Source organism: Cypionkella psychrotolerans (genome assembly GCF_001294535.1).
GTDB lineage: Bacteria > Pseudomonadota > Alphaproteobacteria > Rhodobacterales > Rhodobacteraceae > Cypionkella > Cypionkella psychrotolerans.
Map to the genome: position 1 here is coordinate 355,759 of NZ_LGIC01000086.1, position 23,100 is coordinate 378,858.

Consider the following 23,100-nt stretch of genomic DNA (forward strand, 5'->3'; position numbering starts at 1 on the left):
ACGTTAACTTTTGCGGGTTAGCCTTGCGCTGCGAGAGGCAAAAGGCCGCAGGGAATGAACGCAGCGATCAACAGTGAAATCGGCCTGTTTCTGGCCCGCAACAGTAGGGACGGGCTGTTTCTGCGCTATGCGCGGGGTCGTGCCCGCGGCTTTCTCATACGGCAGACGATGACGCTGATCGGCTCCGTTAGCATTGCGGCGCTGTCATCATTTTGGCTTGGGGTCTTGGCGGGTTGCCTTGCTTTGATCGATGAAGCAATTGATTGCACTGCGCTTTTCTATATTTCGCGCCGCCTTGACGGGGCAGCCGTGCCGAAGGCTGCCCGTATCGGCGCGGCACTTTCCGGCACGGTGCAAGCGCTGACCATTGCCGCTTGTGTGATGATCTGCTGGCGGCTTATTCCGTTGCAGGGGGCTCGATTTTTCGCCGCAGCTTTCCTGATGTCTGCAGCGATCAATGCCGGGCTGGTGCGACGCCATTTTGCCCTCGGCGCGTCTCTGCGCTTGGTGGTTTACGCGGCAACCTGTCTGGGCATGCTGCTGTCAGACATGCGCTCGGACACTGACCAACTGCGCGCAGAATCATGGTTTTTGTTCATTTCCGTGCTGATCATGGCCTATACCGCCACCTTGTTCATCCGCGCAGTCGAGCGCGGCCAAACCGAGCGTTTGCGGTTTGAACAGGCGTTGTTGCAAGAAAGTGTGGCCCTGGACAGCGCGCGAATCGCCGCCGCCGATGCTGCCCACAAGGCCAAGCGTCTTGCGCTTGCGGCCGAACATGCCACTGATTCTATTGTGTTTACTGCACCTGATGGCCGCATCGAATGGGTGAATGAAGGCTTTACCCGGGTCACCGGCTATAGCTTTGGTGAGGCCGTCGGTCAGCAACCGGGCGATCTGCTGAACACCGAGGAGACCGGCCCTGCCGCCTTGGAAGATCTGTTAGAGGCGCGCGAAAATGTCAGGCCGGTGCGGCGTGACATTCAAAACCGTACCAAATCCGGGCGGGTGATTTGGGTCGAAGTCGCAATGTCTCCCGCGCTTGGTCCCGACGGCAAGCCCAGCGTTTACATCGCGTTCGAACGGGATATCACCCAAGCCAAAGCCCATGCCGCAGAGCTTGCCCAGGCCCGCACCGCAGCCGAAGCGGCAGCGCAGGTCAAATCCCAATTCCTTGCCACGATGAACCATGAGATTCGCACCCCGATGAATGGCGTGATTGGTGTCGCAGAACTGTTGAAGGAAACCCCGCTTGACCCAGTGCAGCGACAATATGTCAGCACCATCGTCGATTCCAGCCGGGCGCTCCTGACCATCATCAACGACGTACTTGATCTGTCCAAGCTTCAGGCTGGGAAGTTTGATCTGTTGGTCGAGCCATTTTCCATCAATGAGGCGGTGGCGCGCACTTTGGATCTTCTGCGTCCGACCGCAATGAAAAAGGCGATTCTACTGCGAGCAGATCTGCCATCAGCAGAACATTTGCATTTGGGAGATTCTGGAAAGCTGCGTCAGATTCTGCTGAATCTGCTGGGAAATGCCGTGAAGTTTACCGCGACGGGCAGCGTAACTGTATCGGTGCAGAATATTCCTGACGGCAAACTCGACCAAATCCGTATCGCTATCACAGACAGCGGCATTGGCATTGCGGCCGACCGCATCGGGCATGTGTTTGACAGCTTTCCCCAAGCCGACACCACGATCTCGCGGCAATTTGGCGGCACGGGTCTTGGCTTGACGATCTCGCGTTGCTGACGCAGCAGATGGGTGGCGATATTGAGGTGACGTCTGAACCGGGCGTCGGGTCGGTCTTTACGCTGGTTCTGCGTTTGCCCCGCGCGGCGCAAAATCCTGTGGTGCGGTCCGTCCTCACTGTGGCGCCGCTGACAAATTTGCGCCTGCTGGTGGCCGAAGATAATCGCACCAACATGCTGGTGACGCGCAAGTTGTTGGAACGCTCTGTCGCGTCGATTGATGAGGCCGAAGCGGATTTGCCGCGCTGTCCGATTGTGGCGCTGACCGCCTATGCCTCGGCTGAGGAGGCCGCTTTGTGCCTTGCGGCTGGCATGGATGCGGTTTTGACCAAGCCTTTGATCCGCGCTGAACTTTACGCTTTGCTGGAACGCACTGCCGCCGCGCGGGATCGTTTTGACCTTCCCCCCGTTCATGCCTTAGACAGTAACGCAAAGGGAGGGCCGTCATGGTCGACATCGCCGCACGCGTCTGGAACCACAAGTGGAAGATCGACCCGATCGTCCGCTCGCTGATTGACACAGACTTTTACAAGCTGTTGATGTGTCAATCTATTTTCAGGAACAAGCCGGATACTGTCGTTACCTTCAGCCTGATCAACCGCTCAAAGTCCGTGCGATTGGCTGAATTGGTTGACGAAGGCGAGTTGCGCGAGCAACTGGACCATGTCCGCTCGCTGAGCCTGACGCGGGGCGAAAGCACTTGGCTGCGCGGCAATACCTTTTACGGCAAGCGTCAGATGTTTCGCCCGGATTTCATGGAGTGGTTCGAGGGCATGCGGCTGCCCGCCTACCATCTGGAAAAGCGCGATGGGCAGTATGAGCTGACCTTTGAGGGCAGCTGGCCCGAGGTGATGCTGTGGGAAATTCCGGCGCTTTCGGTGCTGATGGAATTGCGCAGCCGCGCGGTGTTGGAAAAGCAGGGGCGGTTTGAATTGCAGGTGCTTTATGCCCGAGCGATGACCAAGCTGTGGGAGAAAATCACCCAGCTGCGCGAGATTGAGGGCCTGCGGATCGCAGATTTCGGCACGCGACGCAGGCATTCCTTTCTGTGGCAGGATTGGGCCGTGCAAGCCATGCAAGAGGGGTTGGAAGGCAAGTTCACCGGCACCTCAAACTGCCTGATCGCGATGCGGCGCGAGGTGGAGGCGATCGGCACCAACGCGCATGAATTGCCTATGGTCTATGCAGCGCTTGCCAATTCTGACGCGGAACTGGCACAGTCGCCCTATCAGGTTCTGGCCGATTGGCAGGAGGAACATGACGGCAATCTGCGGATCATCCTGCCAGACACCTTTGGCACCGAAGGCTTCCTGAAACGTGCGCCGGATTGGCTGGCGTCGTGGACAGGCATTCGGATTGACAGCGGTGATCCGGCAACCGGCGCAGAAATCGCCATTCAATGGTGGAAGGACCGAGGCGAAGATCCCAAGCAAAAGCTGGTAATTTTCTCGGATGGTCTTGATGTCGACAAGATCATGGAGCTGCAAAAACAGTTTCGCGGCCGGGTGAAGGTTTCGTTCGGCTGGGGGACGATGTTAACCAATGATTTCCGTGGCTTGGCACCGGACGACGGATTGGCGCCCTTTAGCGTGGTCTGCAAGGCGATCGCGGCGAATGGGCGAGCAACCGTGAAGCTTTCTGACAATCCCAACAAGGCGATGGGGCCAGAGGACGAGATTGCTCGCTATAAGCGGGTGTTTGGGGTTGGCGAGCAGGTCGCGCAGGCGGTGGTGGTTTAGGCCATCACGGTTTGCGCGCACATCACTGCGCGGGCTATATGGGATGTATGGATGGGATCATTGGGGGCCAAGCGCGGGGCCGCCCAACCGACCGAAGCACAGGTACGCGCCAGGGTAAAAACCTCAACCATCTTGGTGTTGACGCTGCGGGTCTGGCCATAGCCTGCCACCAGCGCATCGCGGATCAATGGGTAATCCGGTTCATAGAGGTTCTGGCTGAGTGCTGTGCCAAGATCGTAAAGCCGAAAGCCAAAGCCCGAGTCGTCAAAGTCGATCAGCGAAAGCGAACCGTTGTTCACAAGGATATTCTCGCGCAGCACGTCAGCATGGATCAGGCCAAAATCGCCCCCGTCTTTCTGGTGGCTGCTGATCTGATCCCGCAGAAAACCCCGCGCCGCCCACAGGATTTCGGCTTGGTTGGGGCTCGCGGCAGGATGGTCCCAGAACCGACCCCATAACGGAGCCTTGCCAACCAGCCCGTCAATATCCCAACGCGGGCGGGTGAAATCTGCGGGCAGGATCAAGCGATCCGTCGCGGCATGGACATTGGCAAGCAGTTCGCCCAAGGCAAAATGCCGCGTTAGGCGATCCTCCGGCGCGCAGGGCAAGGGTTTGGCGGCCTCGCCGAAGCCCTCACCCTGCATCCAGTTGATGATTGAGGCATTGCGACCGTTGGAAAGCTTCACAAGATAGTCGCCCGAACAACTGGGCAAAGCGGCTGGCACCGCAACCCCTTTTCGGGCCATAGCCGCGCACCACCACAGCTCAGACCGGATTGCGGCATCGTCTTGGTAGCCTTGGCGATGCAGGCGCAATGCAGCGCGACCTGAGGGCAACAGCACCTCGAACACTGCGTTTTCGCGATTGCCCAACAGCCGCGTTACGCTGCCATTCCAATGGCTTGCGGCCTCGACAGCCAAGGCTTCAATCGTCATTCTTCCTCACCCGGCTTGCCGCGAAGCGCCTTAACCTCACCGCGCTGCACCTTTGCTGCAACCCTGCGCAACTGGCTGCCATAGCTGGGTTTGGTGGCAATGCGCCGTTTCGGGGCGACCAGAGCGGCCCGGATCAGATCGGCCAGCCGTTCGCGGGCGATTTCACGGTTGCGGGCTTGGCTGCGTGTATCTTCAACCTGAAGCACCAATGCGCCTTCCAAAGTCCAGCGCCGTCCGGCAAGTTTTTTCAACCGCGCCTTCACGCCAGCCGTCAGATTTGGGGATCGTTCCGCCTCAAAACGCAGTTCAACCGCTGTGGAGACTTTGTTGACGTTTTGTCCACCCGGACCCGAGGCGCGCACAAAGCTTTCGCTCAGCTCCCAGTCAGCAATCAAAATGGCGTCAGTGATCCACAACATTCGGTCAAACTAACGGGGTGTGTGGAAAAGAGAAAGGGCTGCCAGCCTGTACGTGGCAACCCTTTCCGAGATCTAAGGAGATGGGCCAGTTAGGTATCAAAAGCCCAATCAGTGGTTTGTTTCGCTAGAGGGCTGCCCCTAGAAAACACCCCCCATGACTGTCCCGACACCGCTCTCCAATATCACTCTAGACACTGGGTCACCTCCTTTCAAAATGTTGCCGATAAGGCAAGCCTGACATAGATTTTCGGTTTGTCAAAAGGTTTTACGCGGTCTTGTTCGCGTATTTTGCAATTGCGAGTCTGAAAGGCATCAGGGCGATTAAATCAACGGCAACTTTTACACAAAAGTCGGCCAAAGCCAGCGATTGCCACAGCGGCACCTCGGGGCCAAAGCCCAACAGCGGCACCAGACCGCTGGCCCAAGACACATCATTTGCGGGCTCTATCCAGATGAAATCGGCGGAGAATGCCAGACTGAAAAACAGCAACGTATCAACGGACGAGCCCAGAAATGAGCCGAGGAAAGGCGCGCGCCACCACTCGGCACGACGCAGTTTGTCAAACACGGTCACGTCCAGAAGTTGCCCTACCAAAAACGCCAAACCCGAGGCGATGGCGACGCGCAATGTAACCAGTGGGCCGAATTCGCCGACGATTTGCGTGCCGATCACCGAGCAGAGCAGACCCACGGCGAAGCCTGCATAAACCACTCGGCGGGCGGCTTTGGCGCCCTCAAAGCGGTTGACCAATTCGGATACCAGAAAGGCGAAGGGATAGGTGAAGGCGCCCCAGGTCAGCCATTGGCCGATCGGATATTGCACCAGAATGTTGGAGGCCACCACGATAATGGCCATGGCGATGACGCCAAGCAGCAGTTTGTTCATTTTATGTTCCGTTTTTTACAAGGTCGCGGAGACTTGGTTCAGCAATAGGCTTGGCCCACTATGGGACGCGGTGGCCTAGCGCGGGTGCAGAGGCCTGTCAATCCGGCAGTTGGTATTCGACGATCTGGGTGCGCAGAAAGAAATTGAAATTATCGTCCGAAACCATTGTCGCTGTCAGATGCCTCGCCGCGTCGCGCCAGATTGAGACGCCTTCCAGATTGTCATAAAGCCCGACCGGGGTCTCTAGGAGGGTTTCACCTTTGTCGAAGCCTTTGGGACCTAGGCTAAAGCGGCGCAGGCGGCTTGAAAACCCGGCGAGGCCGCGAAAATTCCGCTCCAGCAGGTAGAACCTGCCGTCAGGGTCAAAATCTGCGCCAACCGGAAGATAGCCGCCGTCGCGCGGGATTTGCAGGCGTTTGTCCCACTTGCCGCCTTTGAAAAGATAAACAGGAAATGGTTTATCCTCGGCACCCGAACGTTCAGGCAGGGTGTAAAGGGTGCCTGCGGCGTCAATCGCCAAGGCCTCAAGCGCTGAGTTCTTTTGCATGGCCTTGAAATCGCGGGGTGAGGGCAGGTCTTTCGGCGGGCCACCGAGTTTCGGATAGTGCAGCACACGGGCGGGCCCCTCAAACGAGACATAGACCGAGCCATCGGCGGCCCAAGCAATGCCTTCGCTGTCCGAAAGGCCAGGTTTCAACGGCGTGCCATCTGCGCCTTGCAAGGGCCGCACGGGCTTTGCTGAAATCGACGCGATCCGGCCAGCCTCATCGCGGGTGATCTGGCCAGTTGTGTAAGCCCCCCGGTCCGACAACACGATGATATTGCGGCCATTTTCGGAAACCTCAATACCAGAAAACCCGCCGAAACGCGGATCGTCCATCGTCCAATGGAATGCACCGAGAAAGCCGGGCGGCGGGGTCGGGCTGGCGCTGCCCTCAAGGCCCGCGATCAGCACCATCCCCGCCGCTACGGCGAGGAAAGCACGTCTGTGCATTGGCGGGGCAAATCGGCCATGGTGAACTCACGCGGGCCTTTCTTGTGCGGGGCGGGTTTGGTCGGTTTTTTCGACGGCTTGGGGTTCAGGTAGGCGTCCGACACCCACCACGCAAGGGTTTCATCGCAGCCATCACCCCCGTTGGAAAGCTCTGACACCGTTGGAGATTGCGTCTCGCACCGCCGAGCGCCTTTCGGGCATTTCAGACGGACGTGGAAATGCGTGTCATGGCCCGCGATGGGTCGGATTTTTTGCAGCCATTTCTTGTCGGATTTCTTCGCGGTTTTGCACATCTCAATCTTCACGGCGGCGGCGACAAAAATCCGGTCTATCCGCGGATCAGACGCGGCCGCTTTCAGAAGTGCTGCATGGCGCGGAGTCCAGTTCGCAGTCACCGATTTCTGATCAGCCGAGCGCACTGGGATCGAGCTGATATTCTCGCGGTCTTTCCGGGAAAGATTTAGGGATTTCGGTGGCAGCATCCAGATATCAGCATCCAGGCCGATCTGATGGCTGGCATGGCCCGAGGTCATCGGCCCGCCACGCGGCTGGCCCATATCGCCGATATATAGCCCGCGCCAACCGATTTGGGTTGCGGTATGCGACAGATCTTCCAGATATTGCACGAGCACAGGATGGCCAAAATTGCGATGCCGCGACAGCCGCATCGCCTGCCATGTTGGCCCGGTTTCAGGCAGTTCCATCAATCCGGCGGCACAACCGCGTGCGTAAGACCCAATCGGCATGGCGTCTTGTTGGCTGGGTTGGTCCACCGCGCCAAACAGTTTGTTCGCCAGTTTTTCAGCACTCGCCGGAAGCGGGGCCAACAGGGCAGCACACAGAATAAGGTAACGGATCATGCCTGTTCGCCTTTCGGATTGACCCAGATCAGCAGAATTAGCCCGATGATAAATAGCGCGACAATCGGAGAAATCCCCAAACGCGCGTTTTGGGTCACGGCTGTCGCAATTGTGATCAGCAGCGGTGCGATGAAACTGGTGACTTTGCCGGATAGGGCGAACAATCCAAACGCCTCGGTGGCGCGATCTGGCGTGGTGTGGCGCAAAACCATTGTGCGGCTTGCGGCTTGCAGGGGGCCGCCAGCCGCACCGATCAGGCCGCCGCAGATATAGAAGATGATGTCTGGCGTGCTGGAGGCCGGGTCCATCGCGATGCCCCAAAGGCTGTCCCGCTCCATCCCGACGATGACAAGGCAGACCACGATCAGCACGATGATCGCACCGACAATCACGGGTTTCGGTCCAAAGCGGCTGTCGAGTTTGCCGCCGAGCCAGCTTGCAATCATCGCGGTGACGCCGCCGAGGATGCCGAACACGCCGATCTTGCCGATATCCCAGCCAAGAACATTTGACGCATAAACCCCGCCAAAGGCATAAATCCCTGTCAAAGCATCGCTATAGGCAAGGGTTGATCCCAAATAGGCGGCCAAACTGCGCCGGAAGCGCAGGCTTTTCAGATTGTCCAGCAGGCTCGCCATCGCTGCGCCGATATGCAGCGAACCCGCACCGCCTTTCGGTTCTTTGACCCACAAGGCGAAGGGGATCATGAACAGCACAAACCAGACCGCGCTTAGGGGTCCAACGATGCGGGTTTCCTCGCGGGCTTCGGTGTCCAAACCAAACATGGTCGGATCAATGCCAGCGCGGGTGACTTCGGAATCGCCATTCAGCACGAAAAACGACAACATGATTGCCAGCGCAAGCAACCCGCCGAGATAGCCAAAGGCAAAACCGCTGCCCGAGATTTTGCCCATATTGTCGCCATCCGACAGCGTCGGCATCAGCGCGTTGGTGAAAATCGCGGTAAACTCCATGCCGATCAGGCCGATGCCGAACAGAATCGCCGCCCAGCGCAAGCCGCTCAGTTCCGCGCCGGGGGCGAGACCCCACAGGCTCCATGCGCCGAAAACATACAGCACAGAGAACGCCCAGACCCAGACCAACCTGCGCCCGGTGCCCTGGGCAACGGCGCCCAAAACCGGGGCCATCAGGGCGATGATCAGGGAGAATATCGCATACCAAAAGCCCCAATAGCTTTGCGCTGCAGCTTTGGCGGCTTCTTCCTCCATCCCGGTGCCCATGAAGTAGCCACGGGCGACTTCGGCAAAATATGGGCCGAAGATGAAGGTCAGCAACAAGGTGTTGTAGGGTTGGCTGGCCCAATCGTAAAACCACCAGCCCCAGATGCGCTGCCGTGCCGTTGCCATGCCCTGCCCCTTTGTGCGGTTTTCGCCATTCAAGCCTGAAAAACCGCCCCCGCGCAAGCGCCGCGCTTTAGCTGCGTTGTGGTGGCCAAGGCCGCATCGCATCGGCGGCGATCCAAGCGGTGATCCAATCCGGCATAACCGGGCTTTCGGTTGGATAGCCCAGCGCCGCGATCACCTCATATGGCTTCACCATCCCCGCCTTCGAGATGAACGCGTAGCGCAGCAGCATATGGCTTGTGCATTCATCGCCGCGCCAGAAACTCTGCTCAATATAGCCGAAACGATCGTCCCAGCCGACCACGCGGCTAACTTGCGTGATCTTCTGAAACACTGTCACCCGCTTGCGATAGCGCGTGGTGTTGCCTGCGACCGTGATGCCCCAGCCGTTGGCCTTGGCGACCTTTTCAAACCCCATCCGCACCGACATCGGAATCCGCCCCAGATCGAACAGGGTCAGGGTGCGACCATTGTTCAACTCGCGCCACGGGTCCAAATCCCACGGCCAGATGCGATGGCTGCTGATATGCGCGTCAAACAGGCCAAGGGGTGGCGCGTTGCGAAACTTCCAAAGCTCTTTGGCCATGCGAATATAGGGATACATCGGGCACCTCCACCGCCTGAACTGCCTTTTGTCGCGGCAATCGTCAACCAAAACGCTGCGGAAAGCATTGCCCTTTTGGGGGTGGAGCGTTACCTCTGCCACAATCCCTTGTGGTTGGAGCCAATGATGACCTCTGTGTTGCAGATTTTGCTGATGGTGCTTGATATCGCCAAATGGATCATTCTGATCCACATCATCATGAGCTGGTTGATCAATTTTCAGGTGCTGAACCTGCGGCAGTCTTTGGTCGCGCAGATCTGGTATGGTCTGAACCGCCTGCTCGACCCGATTTACAGCCGGGTCAGGTCGATTTTGCCGAACACACCAGGGCTGGATCTTGCGCCGCTGATCGTGTTGCTGGCGATTTATGCGCTGCGGATCGTGGTTTATAACAATATGTTCAGCTTTTCCTGATCTGATCGCATCAGCGCCCATGTCGCGCGAAGAAAGCCCATGCCCGCACCGCAAGACCTTCTGCATTCGATCTTCGGCTTCTCCGGCTTTCGCCCCGGTCAGGAAGAAATTGTCGATGCGGTGATGGCGGGGCGTAACACGCTGGCGATCATGCCAACGGGTGGCGGGAAGTCCTTGTGTTTTCAACTGCCTGCTTTGTGTCGCGATGGGGTCACTGTGGTGATCTCACCGCTGATTGCCCTGATGCGGGATCAGGTGCGGAGTTTGAAGGAAGCGGGGGTTGAGGCGGGGGCGCTGACCTCGGGCAATACCGAGGAGCAGACCGAGGAAGTCTTTGCGGCTTTGGATGCCGGGCGGCTGAAGCTTTTGTATATGGCGCCAGAGCGGTTGGCTTCTTCTGCCACTCTGCCGCTGCTGCGCCGGATCAACTGCACGATGATTGCGGTGGATGAGGCGCATTGCGTCAGCCAATGGGGCCATGATTTCCGCCCGGATTACCTGCGGATCGGCGAATTGCGCCGCGCCCTGAACGTGCCTTTGGCCGCGTTTACCGCGACAGCAGACGAAGAAACCCGCGCCGAAATTGTCACGCGGTTGTTTGATGGCAAAGCGCCGGAAAGCTTCCTGCGTGGCTTTGATCGCCCGAATATCCATCTTGCTTTCGCGGTGAAAGACAGCCCCCGCGACCAGATTTTGCGCTTTGCTGGGGCGCGGCGGGGGCAATCCGGCATCGTCTATTGTGCGACGCGGGCGAAAACCGAAACGCTGGCGCAGGCTTTGAAAGCCGAGGCGCATTCCGCCTGTTTCTATCACGGCGGCATGGATGCCGAGGATCGCCGCCGGGTTGAAATCCGCTTTCAACAGGAAGACGGGCTGATTGTGGTGGCGACGGTGGCCTTTGGCATGGGCATCGACAAGCCAGATATCCGCTGGGTTGCGCATGCCGATCTGCCGAAGTCTATCGAAGGCTATTATCAGGAAATCGGCCGGGCTGGGCGCGATAGTGCTCCGGCGGAAACCATGACGCTGTATGGCCCGGATGATATCCGCCTGCGCCGCACCCAGATTGACGAAGGTGCCGCCCCGCCCGACCGTAAGGCGGCTGACCACGGGCGGCTGAATGCGCTGCTCGGTCTGGCCGAGGCGATGGCCTGTCGGCGCCAGGTGTTGCTGGGCTATTTTGGCGAAGTCTCTGAGCCTTGCGGCAACTGCGATCTCTGCCAGCGCCCCGCACAACTGTTCGACGCCACCGATGCGGTACGCAAGGCACTGTCCGCGATGCTGCGCACGGGTGAGTGGTTTGGCGCAGGCCACCTGATTGATATTCTCACTGGAAACTCCACCCCAAAGGTACGCGAAAAGGGCCATGACCAACTGCCAACCTTTGCCGTGGGCCGTGACCTATCGAAACCGGCTTGGGGGGCGGTGTTCCGCCAGATGATGGGGCGCGATCTTGTGCGGCCGGACCCGGATCGTTTCGGCGCGCTGCGCATGACCGACGCGGCCCGTCCGATCCTGCGCGGTGAAGCCTCGATCACGTTGCGCAAAGATACCATCGACAAAGCCCTGCCGCGCTTGGCGATTAAAACGCAGGTGTCTGAAGAAGACGCCAGCCTGCTTTCGGCGCTGAAAGCCAAGCGGCGGGCTTTGGCCGAGGCGGCGGGCGTGCCTGCCTATGTGATCTTCGCTGATAAGACTCTGATCGAGATGGCAGAAGTCCGACCTGCCACTCTGGATGCAATGATGGGCATCACTGGGGTGGGCGCGAAAAAACTGGAAAGCTATGGCTCGGCGTTTTTGCATATCATCACTGGAACGGCAGCTGTACCTATGCACCCGGCGCGGCGGGCTTTGGCTGGGCGGGATGCGAGTGCTGTGTATGATCGGCTGAACGAGGTGCAACTGGAACTCGCGCGTGGCGAGAATGGTATCGGCAAGCATCTGTCGTGCACCCAATCCACCCTGCGCCATATTGCCGAGCGGCGGCCTTCCACCTTGGCGGAATTGGCGGATATTCAGGGCATGGGCGATCAGAAAATCGACCGCTTCGGCACCGCTTTCCTTGATGTTTTGCGCGAGGCCTAATGCCCGCTATGTCTTGCCGCGAAGGAGCGCGCCCATGCTGACCGTGATTTCCCCCGCCAAACGCCTGAATGAAACGCCGCATCCGACCGATGTCGCCGCAACCAAGCCGGATTTCGCCGCCGATGCGCTGCGTTTGGCGAGGGTTGCGGGGGGCTTGAGCGTGGAGCAACTCTGCGCGCTGATGGATATTTCGCCTGCGTTGGGGCGGTTGAACCACGCGCGGTTCAAGGCATTTCGCGGCGATGCGCCCGGTCAACCCGCCGCGTTTACCTTTGATGGTGATACCTATGCGGGCCTTGAGGCACGGCGAATGGAGCCGGATAGCCTGCTCTGGGCGCAGGGGCATTTACGGATTTTGTCGGGGCTTTATGGACTGTTGCGGCCATTGGATGCGATCCAACCGTATCGACTGGAGATGGGCAGCAAGTTGGCAAATCCGAAGGGCGCGGATCTTTACGCCTATTGGGGCAGCAAAATCGCCAAAGCTTTGAACACGTTGGCTGCCGAGCAGGGGGCGAAGGTACTGATCAACTGTGCCTCGGCGGAGTATTTCGGCGCCGTTGATCTGAAAGCATTGAAGCTGTCGGTGGTGACTCCGGTATTTCTGGAGGAGCGCAATGGTGAGGCAAAAGTCGTCAGCTTTTGGGCGAAGAAGGCGCGGGGTGCGATGGCGCGGTTCGTCAGCCAGCACCATCTGACCGACCCCGCCGATCTGCGCGGCTATGATCTGGGCGGCTACACCTATCACCCAGCCCAATCGGACGCGACACGGTTGGTTTTCTCGCGCCAAGTCGCAGCCCCTGCTTAGGCGGCCTGTTCTGCGGCGCTAATCGGGCGCACGAAGCTGGGGCAGAAATCTGTCAGCGTTTCGGCAATCGCGCCCTTGCGCAAGGGTTTGGTCATGTAGCGGTCGATGCCAGCGGCCAAAATTCCTTCGGCATCGCCATCCATCGCATGAGCTGTCAGGGCGACAATCGGCACATGAGTTTTGCCCGCCTCTAGCGCGCGGATGGCGCGGGCAGCGTCGCGACCATCCATTTCGGGCATGGAAATATCCATGAAAATCAAATCCGGCTTGAAGCTTTGGAACAGGGCCACCGCCTCCACCCCGTTGTTGGCAAAGACCAGTTCGAGGTCGATCTCGCGGACCATTTTCTGAAACACCAGTTGGTTGGTGCGGTTGTCTTCGGCTGTCAACACCCGCATCTGCCGACGCTCGGCCTGTGGCACGGCTTCGACAATCGGCGGGGCTTCGGGCACGGGGGCCGCCAGCGATTGCAGCCGACGATACAGATCGGCGCGCAGAATTGGCTTTTGCAATGTCGCCGCCAGATGTTGCGAGCCCTCGCCCTCACGCACTCTGGCGGGGCTGGACGATAGCAGCAGGATAGGGGTTTCGATCCCCTTAGCACGGATGCGGGCGGCCAGCGTCAGACCATCCATCTCGGGCATCTCGTGGTCGGTGATGATGGCGTCAAAGCTGCCGCTTTCCAGCGCTAACAGGGCCTCAGCGCCCGAACGACACAAAGTCACGGCGATGCCACAGGGCACCAGTTGACGCTCGAGAATGGTGCGATTGATGAACTGATCATCGACAACCAACACGCGGTTCACCGTGATCGGCAGACGCGGCTCCTCGGCGTCTTCGGCAATCGGCAGCGGGATACGGAAGCCAAAGCAAGCGCCCTTGCCCAGATCGCTGTCAACCCAGACCTCACCCCGCATCCGTTCAACCAGCCGTTTGGTGATCGCCAGACCCAGACCCGTGCCCTCAAACTTGCGGTTTGACTGGCTTTCCACTTGGTTAAATTCGCCGAAGATATGCGCGAGGTTTTCTGGCGCGATGCCGATGCCTGTGTCTTCAACAGTGACGTGCAAATCTTGTTCACCCGTCTCACCCTCTAGCCCGACAACGCGGATCAGCACATGGCCTTTGTCGGTGAATTTCACCGCATTGCCGATCAGATTGGTGAGAATCTGCCGCAACCGTCCCGGATCGCCGATGTAGCGGGTGGGCAAAAACATGTCGAAATCAATCATCAGATCGAGTCCCTTTTCCCGCGCACGCGGCTGCAGCAGCATGGCGATTTCGTGGATTGTACGCTCCATATCAAAGGGTTCGGGATGCAGCGTCAGCCGCTCTGCCTCGATTTTCGAGAAATCGAGGATATCGTTGATGATCACCAACAAAGCTTCGCCCGACGAGCGGATGGTTTCGGCGAACAGGCGCTGTTCTTCGGACAAGGTGGTGTCGCAGAGCAGTTCCGCCATGCCAACCACGCCATTCATCGGGGTACGAATTTCGTGGCTCATATTCGCCAGAAAGGCTGATTTGGCGCGGCTGGCAGCTTCAGCGGCCAACCGGGCGGCCTCCAGCGCCACCTGCTGCGCTTTCAGGTGGGTGATATCCACCCGCAGACCAACCCGCCCCCCATCCGGTGTGGCGTGATCCTGCGCTCTGATCCAGCGACCATCGGCAAGTTGTTGTTCGACCGGCGCTCCGGGGTGGCGGTGTTGCGCCAAGCGTTCGGGCAGCCACTCAGCTTCACGCCCCATGGCATCCAAATGCTGGCCATGATCCAGACCATAAAGCAGAATATCTTCAAACTTCGCGCCCGGCACGATGGCGGGGGCCGAAGCCGAATAGATGTCGCGGTAGCGTTGATTGCAGGTCAAAAGACGTTCCTCTCTGTCAAACAGCACAAAGCCATCGGGAATAGCCTCGATAGCGGCCCAGATTCGCATTTGTTCGGTGATATCCAGCGCAAGGCTGACCATGTCGCCGTCGCGGGCGCGCTGATCGACCATGCGCACCCAAGTGCCGGTCTTGAACTGTACCGTGATTGGCTCGATGGCTTCGGCTTCCCAACGGGCCAGCATATCGGCAACCCAGACGTCTGGGGTAAGCGCGCCCAGTTCCACCAGCCCCCCCTCTGCCACGATGCACAAAAGATCGGCATAGGGCAGGCCCGGCACGATTTCGGGGTCATTGAAGGCGGCAAGGTAGGCGGCGTTGGCGGTGATGAGTTGCTGGTTGGAATCGAACACCGCAAAGCCATCTTTGATGGTGTTGATGCTGTCCCACAGCCGCCGCTCTGCCATCACGGCCATTGTATGCGCGCGGTCAAGGTCTTCGACAAAGCGGGATTGCTGACCCTTCAACTGCTCAGCCTCGGTCAGCGCAGATTTCACCATCTGGCGTTGCTCGACGATCTGGTCAGATAAAGCCCGGGCGTGCAGGCCAAGCTTAGCGTTGGCCGCAAATAGCTCTCGGCTTTTTTGTTCAAGCAGCCGTTCTGCCGCCAACCGCGCGCGCCTTTCTTTTGCAAGCCGTTCTGCGAAATCCATGCCGCCCCGTCACATTCTGTGCATCCGCGCGGCAAGCCGCACATAAGTCTTGGGCAATTTGGCGCAACAAAATGAATCATGGATTAAGATGACAAGTTTTGTTGTGCGGATCAGATGTCTTGCCAACGCGGCGGCCCACATGCGACAGTCGATCCACTGATTTCAGGAAGGATTTTGGCGATGCACGTTAGGCTCGGTCGTGCCCTTATGGGCGCTTTTGTAAGTTTGTTCATTCTGTCGGCGATGCCTGCGGCGGCGCAGGATCTGATTCCCGTCAAGCGTTTGGTTCTCAGCGAAAACACTGACATGCCGGGTGGCGATATCGCGTCGATTTTCGACACCACGCTGGACGCTTGCCAGCGCGCCTGCCTAACCAATAAGCTCTGCAAGGCTTTCACCTTCAACACCCGCAACGGATCATGTTTCCCGAAATCCAAAGTGGGCGAAGCTGCGGCGTTTGACGGTGCCTATTCTGGAACTGTACTGGAAGCCGAAAAGGGTGCCGAAGATCGCGCCAAGGCCCGCCGCATTGATCTGAATTTCGTGCAGGATTGGGAGCTTGCGGGCATCACCGATCAAGCCGTGCAACTGGCCAACACCCACACCACCAACGGTTATTCGGCCGAAGATCATCTGGGGGCTGCTGCCGATGCAGAAGCGAATGGCGATTTCGCGCTGGCCAGCAATTACGCAGGGGCTGCGCTGAACTTGACCGATTCTGCTGATGGCTGGGCTGAATATGCTCGGCTGTTGCTGGCGGCAGGGCAAAAGGCCAATGATCGCAGCTATTTGGATCGGGCGTATTATGCCTCGGTCAATGCTTTTCTGCGCTCGGACAACAAGGCCCAGGAACACACGATTCTGTTGACGATGGGCGATGCGCTAGAGGCGACCGACCGGGGTCGCGACAAGGTGCAGGCGTTGCGGCTGGCGCAGGCGTTGCAACCACGCGACGACACCGCTTTGGCGCTGGACGATGCGATTGGCAAATATGGCTTTCGGATTGTTGATAATGTGGTTGTCACCGACACCGCCCGCCCGCGCATCTGCGTGAATTTCTCGGAGGCTTTGGCGAAATCGGGCGTCGATTATGCCACTTATGTGCAACTTCCCAGCGCCGGCCTGACCGTGACCACTGACGGCTGGCAGCAGCTGTGTGTCGAAGGCGTCACCTTTGGCTCACGCAACACCATCACCTTCCGCGAGGGCCTGCCGTCTGCCGATGGCCAAACCCTCGCAAAATCCATCGACGTTACTGCCTATGTGCGTGACCGCAATCCCGGCGTACGTTTTCCGGGCCGGGGCTATGTTTTGCCGCGCACTGGGGCTGCTTTGATCCCGGTTGAGACGGTGAACACCGAAAAGCTGGAATTGTCGCTGTACCGTGTGACAGACCGTAACCTGTTGCGATCTTTGCAGAATGGCTATTTCGGCACGCCGATGGCGGATTATCAGGAATATGATTTCTCGAGCCAGATCGGTTCGGAAATCTGGAAGGGTGTCGGTTCCGTCAAGCAGGATGTGAACGTTGATGTCACCACCCGCTTGCCTTTGGATGAGGCGTTGAAGGACCAACCTGCTGGCATCTATGCCCTGAAAGCGGCGGTTCCCGGCGTGGATCCCTATGTGGTGCCTGCGGGCTGGCAGTGGTTTGTGGTGTCGGATCTGGGCCTGACCACAATGTCAGGCGTTGATGGCCTGCATGTGTTTGTGCGCAGCCTTGGCACAGCGGCGGCGAAGGATGGCGTTTCGGTCGATCTGCTGTCCACCACAAACGAAGTGTTGGCGACCACCAAGACCGACGCGCAAGGCTACACCCAGTTTGACGCCGCTTTGGCTTTGGGCACGGGGGGGCAGGCTCCGGCGATGATTGTGGCGCGGGATGGTGATGCCGATCTGGCGTTTCTGTCGCTGACAGATCCCGAGTTTGATCTTTCGGATCGTGGCGTGGCGGGACGTGAGGCATCGCCTCCGGTCGATGTGTTCCTGACAACTGATCGCGGCGCCTACCGCGCGGGTGAGACGATCTATGCCACCGCTTTGGCGCGTGATGCTGAAACCGCCGCGATTGAAGGCCTGCCGCTGACAGCGATCTTGAAACGCCCGGATGGGGTCGAATACGCGCGCGCGCAAGTCGCCGATACTGGGGCTGGCGGCCATGTGTTCGCGCTGCCTGTTGGCGGTTCTGCGCCGCGCGGGCTGTGGACGCTTGAGGTTTACGCCGATCTGGAAGCAGCGGCTTTGACATCGCAAACCGTGCTGGTGGAAGATTTCCTGCCGGAACGGATCGACTTCAAGTTGGCACTGGCCGATCAACCGATCCGCTTGGGCGATGTGGCGCAGATGACGGTGGATGCGAAATATCTGTTTGGCGCGCCGGGGGCTGATCTGGCCATCGAGGGCGAAGTTCTGCTGCGCGCGGCGAAAGAGCTAGAGGCTTGGCCGGGCTATGTCTTTGGCCGCTATGACGCGCCTTTTGACGCACAGCTTTCGTCGTTCGGTGACATTCGCACCGATGCAGATGGCAAGGCCACGGTCGATCTAACCTTGCCCGAGGTTGAAGACCCCGGCCGCCCGCTGGAAATGCGCGCGACAGTGCGTGTGGCCGAAGGCTCGGGCCGCCCGGTGGAACGCAAGATCACCAAATTGCTGGCCCCGTCGTCTGATCTGATCGGTATCAAGCCGATGTTCAACGATGTGGTGCCGGAAGGTTCGGAAGCGGCGTTCAGCCTGATCGGTATTGACGCCGATGCCAAGCCTGCTGCGATGAAGGTAAAGTGGACGATCACCCGGATTGAGACAGATTACCAATGGTATCAGAGCAATAGCTCGTGGAACTGGGAGCCCGTCACCACCCGCAGCAAGGTGGCCGAAGGCACAGCTGATCTTGGCTCTGAGCCCACCAAAATTTCGGCCCCGGTGCAATGGGGCGAGTACGAGGTTCTGGTAGAGCGCACCGATGGCGCGCCTGCGGCCACCTCGACCAACTTCTATGCGGGATGGTATGCGCCCGCTGATGCCACGGATTCGCCCGATACGCTGGAATTGTCGCTGGACAAGCCAAAGTATAAATCCGGCGACACCGCCAATCTGCGCATCGTGCCGCGTGCTGCTGGCACGGCTTTGATCACGGTGCTGTCCAACCGTCTGGTGTCGATGCAGGCGGTTGAGGTGAAGGAAGGCGAGAATGTGATCCCGCTGAGTGTCACCGATGAATGGGGTGCTGGCGTTTACGTCACCGCATCCGTGCTGCGCCCGATGGACGTGGCCGCTGGTCGCAACCCGGCCCGGGCGTTGGGTCTGACCCATGCCACCATCGCCCCCGGTGCGCGTGCGCTCACAGCTTCGATCGAAACCGCCCCCGAGGCCGCCCCGCGTGGGCCATTGGATGTGGCGGTGAAGGTGGATGGCGTCGAGGCGGGCGATACCGCTTACGTCACCATTGCCGCCGTCGATCAGGGCATTCTGAACTTGACCGGCTTCCAGCCACCACACCCGCAAGACCACTACTTTGGCCAGCGCAAACTGGGAGTCGGTATCCGCGACATCTATGGCCGCCTGATTGACGGCATAAATGGCGCAGAAGGCTCGGTCCGCTCGGGTGGCGATGCGGGAGCGCAAGCGCGTCTGCAAGCACCGCCCCCGACAGAAGAACTGGTCGCCTATTTCGCAGGCCCGGTTCAGGTTGGCGCCGATGGCTATGCGCGCACCTCGTTCACCCTGCCCTCGTTCAATGGCACGGTGAAGGTAATGGCCGTGGCGTGGTCGAAGAAGGGTGTCGGCCAAGCCAGCGCCGATGTGCTGGTGCGCGATCCGGTTGTGGTGACGGCATCCTTACCGCGCTTCATGCAGCCGCGGGACCAATCGCGTCTGCTGTTGGAAATCGTCCATGCGGCTGGGCCATCAGGCCGGATGTCGCTGGATGTATCTTCGGCGGGGTTGAAGCTGGGCGATGTGCCTTCGGGCTTTGATCTCGGTGACAAGGCCAAGGCCACCTTTGCCATTCCGGTGACGGCGGATGCCATCGGCAACCAAACGATTGAGATCGCTTTGACCACGCCAGACGGTAAGGTTTTGAAGAAAACCCTGACGGTTCCGGTGGAAATCAACGATCCTACCGTGGTGCGGGTCAGCCGTCTTGATCTGAAGAAAGGTCAGGAATTCACCTTTGATTCCAACGCTTTTACAGGCCTGATCCCCGGTTCGGGTAAAGCCACGATGGCTGTCGGCCCGATCGCCCGCCTGAACGCCCCCGGTGTTTTGGCGGCGCTGGATGCCTACCCCTATGGCTGCACCGAGCAGATTACCTCCAAGGCGCTGCCGCTGCTGTATTTCGATCAAGTCGCAGTCGCGATGGACCTTCCGGGGTCTGACAACATCAAGCTGCGGGTGGAGCAAGCGGTTGAGGAAGTGCTGACCAACCAATCCTCCAACGGCTCTTTCGGCCTGTGGGGTCCGGTGGAAAATGGCGGCGATTTCTGGCTGGATGCGTTTGTCACAGACTTCCTCAGCCGGGCGAAAGCGCGCGGCTATGCGGTGCCGGATCAGGCGTTCCGCAGCGCGCTGGATAACCTGCGCAACCAAGTGAACTACCAAGCTGACTTTGACAAAGGCGGCGAAGCATTAGCCTATGCGCTGATGGTTCTGGCCCGCGAAGGTGCCGCTGCTGTGGGCGATTTGCGCTATTATGCCGACGTGAAGGGCGATGCGTTCAGTACACCTGCGGCGATGGCGCAGTTGGGTGCGGCTTTGGCAAGCTACGGCGATCAACCCCGCGCCGATGCAATGTTCCGGCGTGCGGGCGTGGCGTTAGAGGCGTTGAAAGGCCCGGAGAAGGAGCAGGTTTTCCGCGCCGACTACGGCACCAACTACCGCGATGCGGCGGCGGTGCTGGCTTTGGCGGCGGAGTCAGGCTCAAAGGCTGTGGATCAAGAGGCGCTGACGTCGCGCATCGCAACCACCTCGGCCTTGTCAACGCAGGAAGCGACATGGGCGCTGCTGGCCGCCAATGCGCTGATTGATCGCAAGGGCGCGGATGGTATTTTGATCGACGGCGCACCGGCTTCGGGGCCATTGGTCAAGGTGTTGGATGCGGCAAATACCGCACCGGTGGTGGTAAAAAACACCGGCGATAGCGACACTACGCTGACCGTCACCACCTATGGCGTGCCGTCTGAACCGGAACCCGCAGGCGGCAACGGCTATGCTATCACGCGGAACTACTACACGATGGAAGGTGAGGCGACGACTTTGGATGGTCTGACGGTCGGCACTCGGCTGATCACCGTGCTGGAAGTCACGCCGTTTGGGCGAGGTGAAGCGCGGTTGATGGTCAGTGATCCGCTGCCTGCTGGCTTTGAAATCGACAACCCGAACCTGATGTCCTCGGGGTCGGAAGCGCTGTCGGAACTGGGCTTGGAAACCGAAGTCGCGCACAGCGAGTTCCGGCAGGATCGGTTCCTGACCGCAATCGACCGTTACAGCAATGAGACCTTCCGGTTGGCCTATGTGGTGCGCGCGATCTCGCCAGGCACGTTCCATCAGCCAGCGGCGTCGGTAGAAGACATGTATCGGCCCGACCTGACGGGTCGGACCGATGCGGGCACCATCTCCATTTCCGAGTGATGGGCGCGCGGTTTCTGTTTGTTTTGGCGGCGGGCCTAGGGCTCGCCGCCTTTTCAAATGACAAGCTTGATCAATGGGTTGATGCGACGGTTTTGCCACAACTGCAGGCAGAAACTTCCGTCGAGGTGTTGGATCGTAGCGGCGCATTGCTGCGTGCCTATACGGTGGCTGACGGTCGTTGGCGGCTGGATGTGGCGCTGTCGGATGTGGACCCCGATTATATCGCGGCGCTGCTGGCCTATGAGGACAAGCGGTTTTTCCAGCACGGCGGGGTTGATCCGCAAGCGCTGCTCCGGGCGGCTTTGCAGGCGGTTTGGAATGGGCATGTGGTGTCGGGCGGTTCGACGCTGACGATGCAGGTGGCGCGGCTGTTGGAGGAAGGCACTACCGGGCAGATTGACGGCAAGCTACGGCAAATGCGGGTGGCAATGGCGCTGGAGCGGCGGCTGACCAAGCAGGAAATTCTGTCACTATATCTGCATCTTGCGCCCTATGGCGGCAATCTGGAAGGTATCCGAGCCGCGACGCTATCCTATTTTGGTAAGGAACCGTTGCGGCTGACTCCGGCTGAGGCGGCGCTGCTGGTGGCGATCCCGCAAAGCCCAGAGACGCGCAGGCCAGATCGCTCGGTGGAGCGGGCGACGGACGCAAGGGATCGGGTGTTGGCGCGGGCCTTGCGGGATGGGTTGATTGACACCGAGCAGATGGCGGCGGCGCGGACAGAGGTGGTGCCGTCGGTCAGACGCCCCTTCCCAGCGCTGGCACCGCATATGTCGGACCGGATTATTGCGGAGGAACCGGGGCTTAAGCGACACCAGTTGACGCTGGACAAGGCCTTGCAGGGCAAACTGGAGCGGTTGGCAGCGGACGTGGTGTCCAGCCGGGGCGACAGGTTGCAAGTGGCGATTGTGGTGGCAGATCATGCCTCGGGTGAGGTGCTGGCTTCGGTCGGATCAGCGGCATTTGTGGCGGATCGGCGCGCGGGGTTTGTCGATATGACGCGCGCGATCCGCAGCCCCGGATCTACGCTTAAGCCTTTGATATATGGCCTATCTTTTGATGAAGGCTTGGCCCACCCTGAGACTTTGATTGACGATAAGCCAACCGATTTCAACGGCTACAAGCCGCAGAATTTCGATCGGCAATTTCGCGGCACTATTCGGATCAGGGAGGCGCTGCAGGAGTCTTTGAATATTCCCGTCGTGGCGCTGACGGATGCGTTGGGACCTGCTAAGTTACTAGCATCTTTGGACAAAGCTGGCGTCAAATACGAGCTGCCGGGAGGGCAGCCGGGGTTGGCGATTGCGTTGGGCGGCATCGGGGTCAGTCTTGAAGATATGGTGCAACTTTACGCAGCTATCGCTAGGGGTGGGGTGTCGTTGCCGCTGACCCACCAGATGAACGGCCAACGCGAGGAAGGGCAGCGGGTTTTGTCGGCCTCTAGCGCTTGGCAGGTGGAGGATATTTTGGCGGGCCTAGCGCCGCCGCCCGGTGCGCCGGAAAATCGTCTGGCTTACAAGACCGGGACCAGCTATGGCCACCGCGATGCTTGGGCGATTGGGTTTGATGGCCGCAACGTGATTGGCATCTGGATGGGCCGCCCGGATGGCACACCTGTGCCGGGCGCGTTTGGCGCAGATTTGGCGGCCCCGGTCTTGTTTCAAGCCTTTGCCAGGCTGAAGCGGAATTTGGACCCGCAGCCAGAGGCACCGCCTGCTACGCTATTGGTTTCAAACGCGGAATTGCCGCAACCGTTGCAGAAATTTCGCAACCGCAATGCGGCGTTTCAGCCGGACAAAGACGCGCCAGCGGTGGCTTTTCCGCCCGATGGTGCAGAAGTAGAGATGCTGCCAGCGGGGCTTCTGGTGCGGGTTTCGGGGGGCAAAGCGCCCTACACTTGGCTGGCAAATGGGGTGCCTGTGGCGATCTCGCTGGGGTCAAAAGAGGTGATGTTGGGCCAGTTGGGGCGCGGATTTGTCACGCTTTCGGTGATTGATGCGATGGGTAGATCGGCCCGCACCAAGGTGCGATTGCGTTAAAAGCTAACGAAACCTTTCCAGTATGGAAAGCGGC

16 protein-coding genes are annotated in these 23,100 nt (G+C 59.4%); 8 read left to right on the forward strand and 8 right to left on the reverse strand.

What is annotated here, in order from left to right:
* Positions 1 to 54 precede the first annotated feature (54 nt).
* The 3 genes from AKV04_RS21440 to pncB are packed head-to-tail and all read left to right on the forward strand — an operon-like array spanning position 55 to position 3,493.
* Positions 55 to 1,755 carry a hybrid sensor histidine kinase/response regulator gene (locus AKV04_RS21440; protein ID WP_054008411.1) on the forward strand — a complete coding sequence of 567 codons (1,701 nt, stop codon included), beginning with the start codon at positions 55 to 57 and terminating at the stop codon, positions 1,753 to 1,755.
* Positions 1,749 to 2,267, forward strand: coding sequence for a response regulator (locus AKV04_RS21445; RefSeq protein WP_054008412.1), 519 nt, complete (start codon positions 1,749 to 1,751; stop codon positions 2,265 to 2,267). The genes AKV04_RS21440 and AKV04_RS21445 overlap by 7 nt, the downstream gene beginning before the upstream one ends.
* Positions 2,201 to 3,493 (forward strand): nicotinate phosphoribosyltransferase, encoded by a 1,293-nt coding sequence (pncB, locus tag AKV04_RS21450; RefSeq protein ID WP_054008413.1) that lies wholly within the window; start codon positions 2,201 to 2,203, stop codon positions 3,491 to 3,493. Before AKV04_RS21445 ends, pncB begins: the two co-directional genes overlap by 67 nt.
* On the opposite strand, the gene AKV04_RS21455 is transcribed toward pncB, so the two are convergent.
* From AKV04_RS21455 to AKV04_RS21485, 7 genes are all read right to left on the reverse strand, one after another.
* Positions 3,490 to 4,428, reverse strand: a complete 939-nt coding sequence (locus AKV04_RS21455) for a phosphotransferase enzyme family protein (protein WP_054008414.1) — start codon at positions 4,426 to 4,428, stop codon at positions 3,490 to 3,492. The genes pncB and AKV04_RS21455 overlap by 4 nt on opposite strands.
* Positions 4,425 to 4,847 (reverse strand): alternative ribosome rescue aminoacyl-tRNA hydrolase ArfB, encoded by a 423-nt coding sequence (arfB, locus tag AKV04_RS21460; protein ID WP_054008415.1) that lies wholly within the window; start codon positions 4,845 to 4,847, stop codon positions 4,425 to 4,427. The genes AKV04_RS21455 and arfB overlap by 4 nt, the downstream gene beginning before the upstream one ends.
* Before the next feature lie 265 nt (positions 4,848 to 5,112).
* Complete coding sequence (locus AKV04_RS21465) at positions 5,113 to 5,733, reverse strand: queuosine precursor transporter (RefSeq protein ID WP_054008416.1); 621 nt, start codon at positions 5,731 to 5,733, stop codon at positions 5,113 to 5,115.
* A gap of 97 nt (positions 5,734 to 5,830) precedes the next feature.
* Positions 5,831 to 6,727 (reverse strand): esterase-like activity of phytase family protein, encoded by an 897-nt coding sequence (locus AKV04_RS21470; RefSeq protein ID WP_054008417.1) that lies wholly within the window; start codon positions 6,725 to 6,727, stop codon positions 5,831 to 5,833.
* Complete coding sequence (mepA, locus tag AKV04_RS21475) at positions 6,700 to 7,587, reverse strand: penicillin-insensitive murein endopeptidase (protein ID WP_054008418.1); 888 nt, start codon at positions 7,585 to 7,587, stop codon at positions 6,700 to 6,702. Before mepA ends, AKV04_RS21470 begins: the two co-directional genes overlap by 28 nt.
* Entirely contained in the window at positions 7,584 to 8,954 is a 1,371-nt protein-coding gene (locus AKV04_RS21480) for an MFS transporter (RefSeq protein WP_054008419.1), read from the reverse strand. Before AKV04_RS21480 ends, mepA begins: the two co-directional genes overlap by 4 nt.
* Before the next feature lie 67 nt (positions 8,955 to 9,021).
* Positions 9,022 to 9,555, reverse strand: coding sequence for an acyl-CoA thioesterase (locus tag AKV04_RS21485; protein ID WP_054008420.1), 534 nt, complete (start codon positions 9,553 to 9,555; stop codon positions 9,022 to 9,024).
* Between the two features lie 126 nt (positions 9,556 to 9,681).
* Here AKV04_RS21485 and AKV04_RS21490 point away from each other — a divergent pair, with 126 nt between their 5' ends.
* Genes AKV04_RS21490 through yaaA form a run of 3 tightly spaced genes read left to right on the forward strand, consistent with a single transcriptional unit; the run spans position 9,682 to position 12,862 of the window.
* Positions 9,682 to 9,969: a YggT family protein gene (locus AKV04_RS21490; RefSeq protein ID WP_054008421.1), complete on the forward strand. Its 288-nt coding sequence runs from the start codon at positions 9,682 to 9,684 to the stop codon at positions 9,967 to 9,969.
* Positions 9,970 to 10,008: 39 nt separating this feature from the next.
* A complete protein-coding gene (recQ, locus tag AKV04_RS21495) occupies positions 10,009 to 12,054 on the forward strand; it encodes a DNA helicase RecQ (RefSeq protein WP_054008422.1) in 2,046 nt (681 codons plus the stop codon).
* 34 nt (positions 12,055 to 12,088) lie between these two features.
* Positions 12,089 to 12,862 (forward strand): peroxide stress protein YaaA, encoded by a 774-nt coding sequence (yaaA, locus tag AKV04_RS21500; RefSeq protein ID WP_054008423.1) that lies wholly within the window; start codon positions 12,089 to 12,091, stop codon positions 12,860 to 12,862.
* Here the strand turns inward: yaaA and AKV04_RS21505 are convergent.
* Complete coding sequence (locus AKV04_RS21505) at positions 12,859 to 15,402, reverse strand: hybrid sensor histidine kinase/response regulator (RefSeq protein ID WP_054008424.1); 2,544 nt, start codon at positions 15,400 to 15,402, stop codon at positions 12,859 to 12,861. The genes yaaA and AKV04_RS21505 overlap by 4 nt on opposite strands.
* Positions 15,403 to 15,609: 207 nt before the next feature.
* On the opposite strand from AKV04_RS21505, the gene AKV04_RS21510 reads away from it, so the two are divergent.
* Both AKV04_RS21510 and pbpC read left to right on the forward strand, forming a co-directional pair.
* Positions 15,610 to 21,027 (forward strand): alpha-2-macroglobulin family protein, encoded by a 5,418-nt coding sequence (locus AKV04_RS21510; RefSeq protein ID WP_054008425.1) that lies wholly within the window; start codon positions 15,610 to 15,612, stop codon positions 21,025 to 21,027.
* On the forward strand, positions 21,024 to 23,066 hold the full coding sequence (pbpC, locus tag AKV04_RS21515; RefSeq protein ID WP_054008426.1) for a penicillin-binding protein 1C: 2,043 nt from the start codon (positions 21,024 to 21,026) through the stop codon (positions 23,064 to 23,066). Before AKV04_RS21510 ends, pbpC begins: the two co-directional genes overlap by 4 nt.
* Positions 23,067 to 23,100 lie beyond the last annotated feature (34 nt).

Coding starts and splice junctions, on each gene's coding strand:
- AKV04_RS21440 (WP_054008411.1), top strand. CDS start 55: ATGAACGCAGCGATCAACAGTGAAATCGGCCTGTTTCTGGCCCGCAAC.
- pncB (WP_054008413.1), top strand. CDS start 2,201: ATGGTCGACATCGCCGCACGCGTCTGGAACCACAAGTGGAAGATCGAC.
- AKV04_RS21455 (WP_054008414.1), bottom strand. CDS start 4,428: ATGACGATTGAAGCCTTGGCTGTCGAGGCCGCAAGCCATTGGAATGGC.
- arfB (WP_054008415.1), bottom strand. CDS start 4,847: ATGTTGTGGATCACTGACGCCATTTTGATTGCTGACTGGGAGCTGAGC.
- AKV04_RS21465 (WP_054008416.1), bottom strand. CDS start 5,733: ATGAACAAACTGCTGCTTGGCGTCATCGCCATGGCCATTATCGTGGTG.
- AKV04_RS21470 (WP_054008417.1), bottom strand. CDS start 6,727: ATGCACAGACGTGCTTTCCTCGCCGTAGCGGCGGGGATGGTGCTGATC.
- mepA (WP_054008418.1), bottom strand. CDS start 7,587: ATGATCCGTTACCTTATTCTGTGTGCTGCCCTGTTGGCCCCGCTTCCG.
- AKV04_RS21480 (WP_054008419.1), bottom strand. CDS start 8,954: ATGGCAACGGCACGGCAGCGCATCTGGGGCTGGTGGTTTTACGATTGG.
- AKV04_RS21485 (WP_054008420.1), bottom strand. CDS start 9,555: ATGTATCCCTATATTCGCATGGCCAAAGAGCTTTGGAAGTTTCGCAAC.
- AKV04_RS21490 (WP_054008421.1), top strand. CDS start 9,682: ATGACCTCTGTGTTGCAGATTTTGCTGATGGTGCTTGATATCGCCAAA.
- recQ (WP_054008422.1), top strand. CDS start 10,009: ATGCCCGCACCGCAAGACCTTCTGCATTCGATCTTCGGCTTCTCCGGC.
- yaaA (WP_054008423.1), top strand. CDS start 12,089: ATGCTGACCGTGATTTCCCCCGCCAAACGCCTGAATGAAACGCCGCAT.
- AKV04_RS21505 (WP_054008424.1), bottom strand. CDS start 15,402: ATGGATTTCGCAGAACGGCTTGCAAAAGAAAGGCGCGCGCGGTTGGCG.
- AKV04_RS21510 (WP_054008425.1), top strand. CDS start 15,610: ATGGGCGCTTTTGTAAGTTTGTTCATTCTGTCGGCGATGCCTGCGGCG.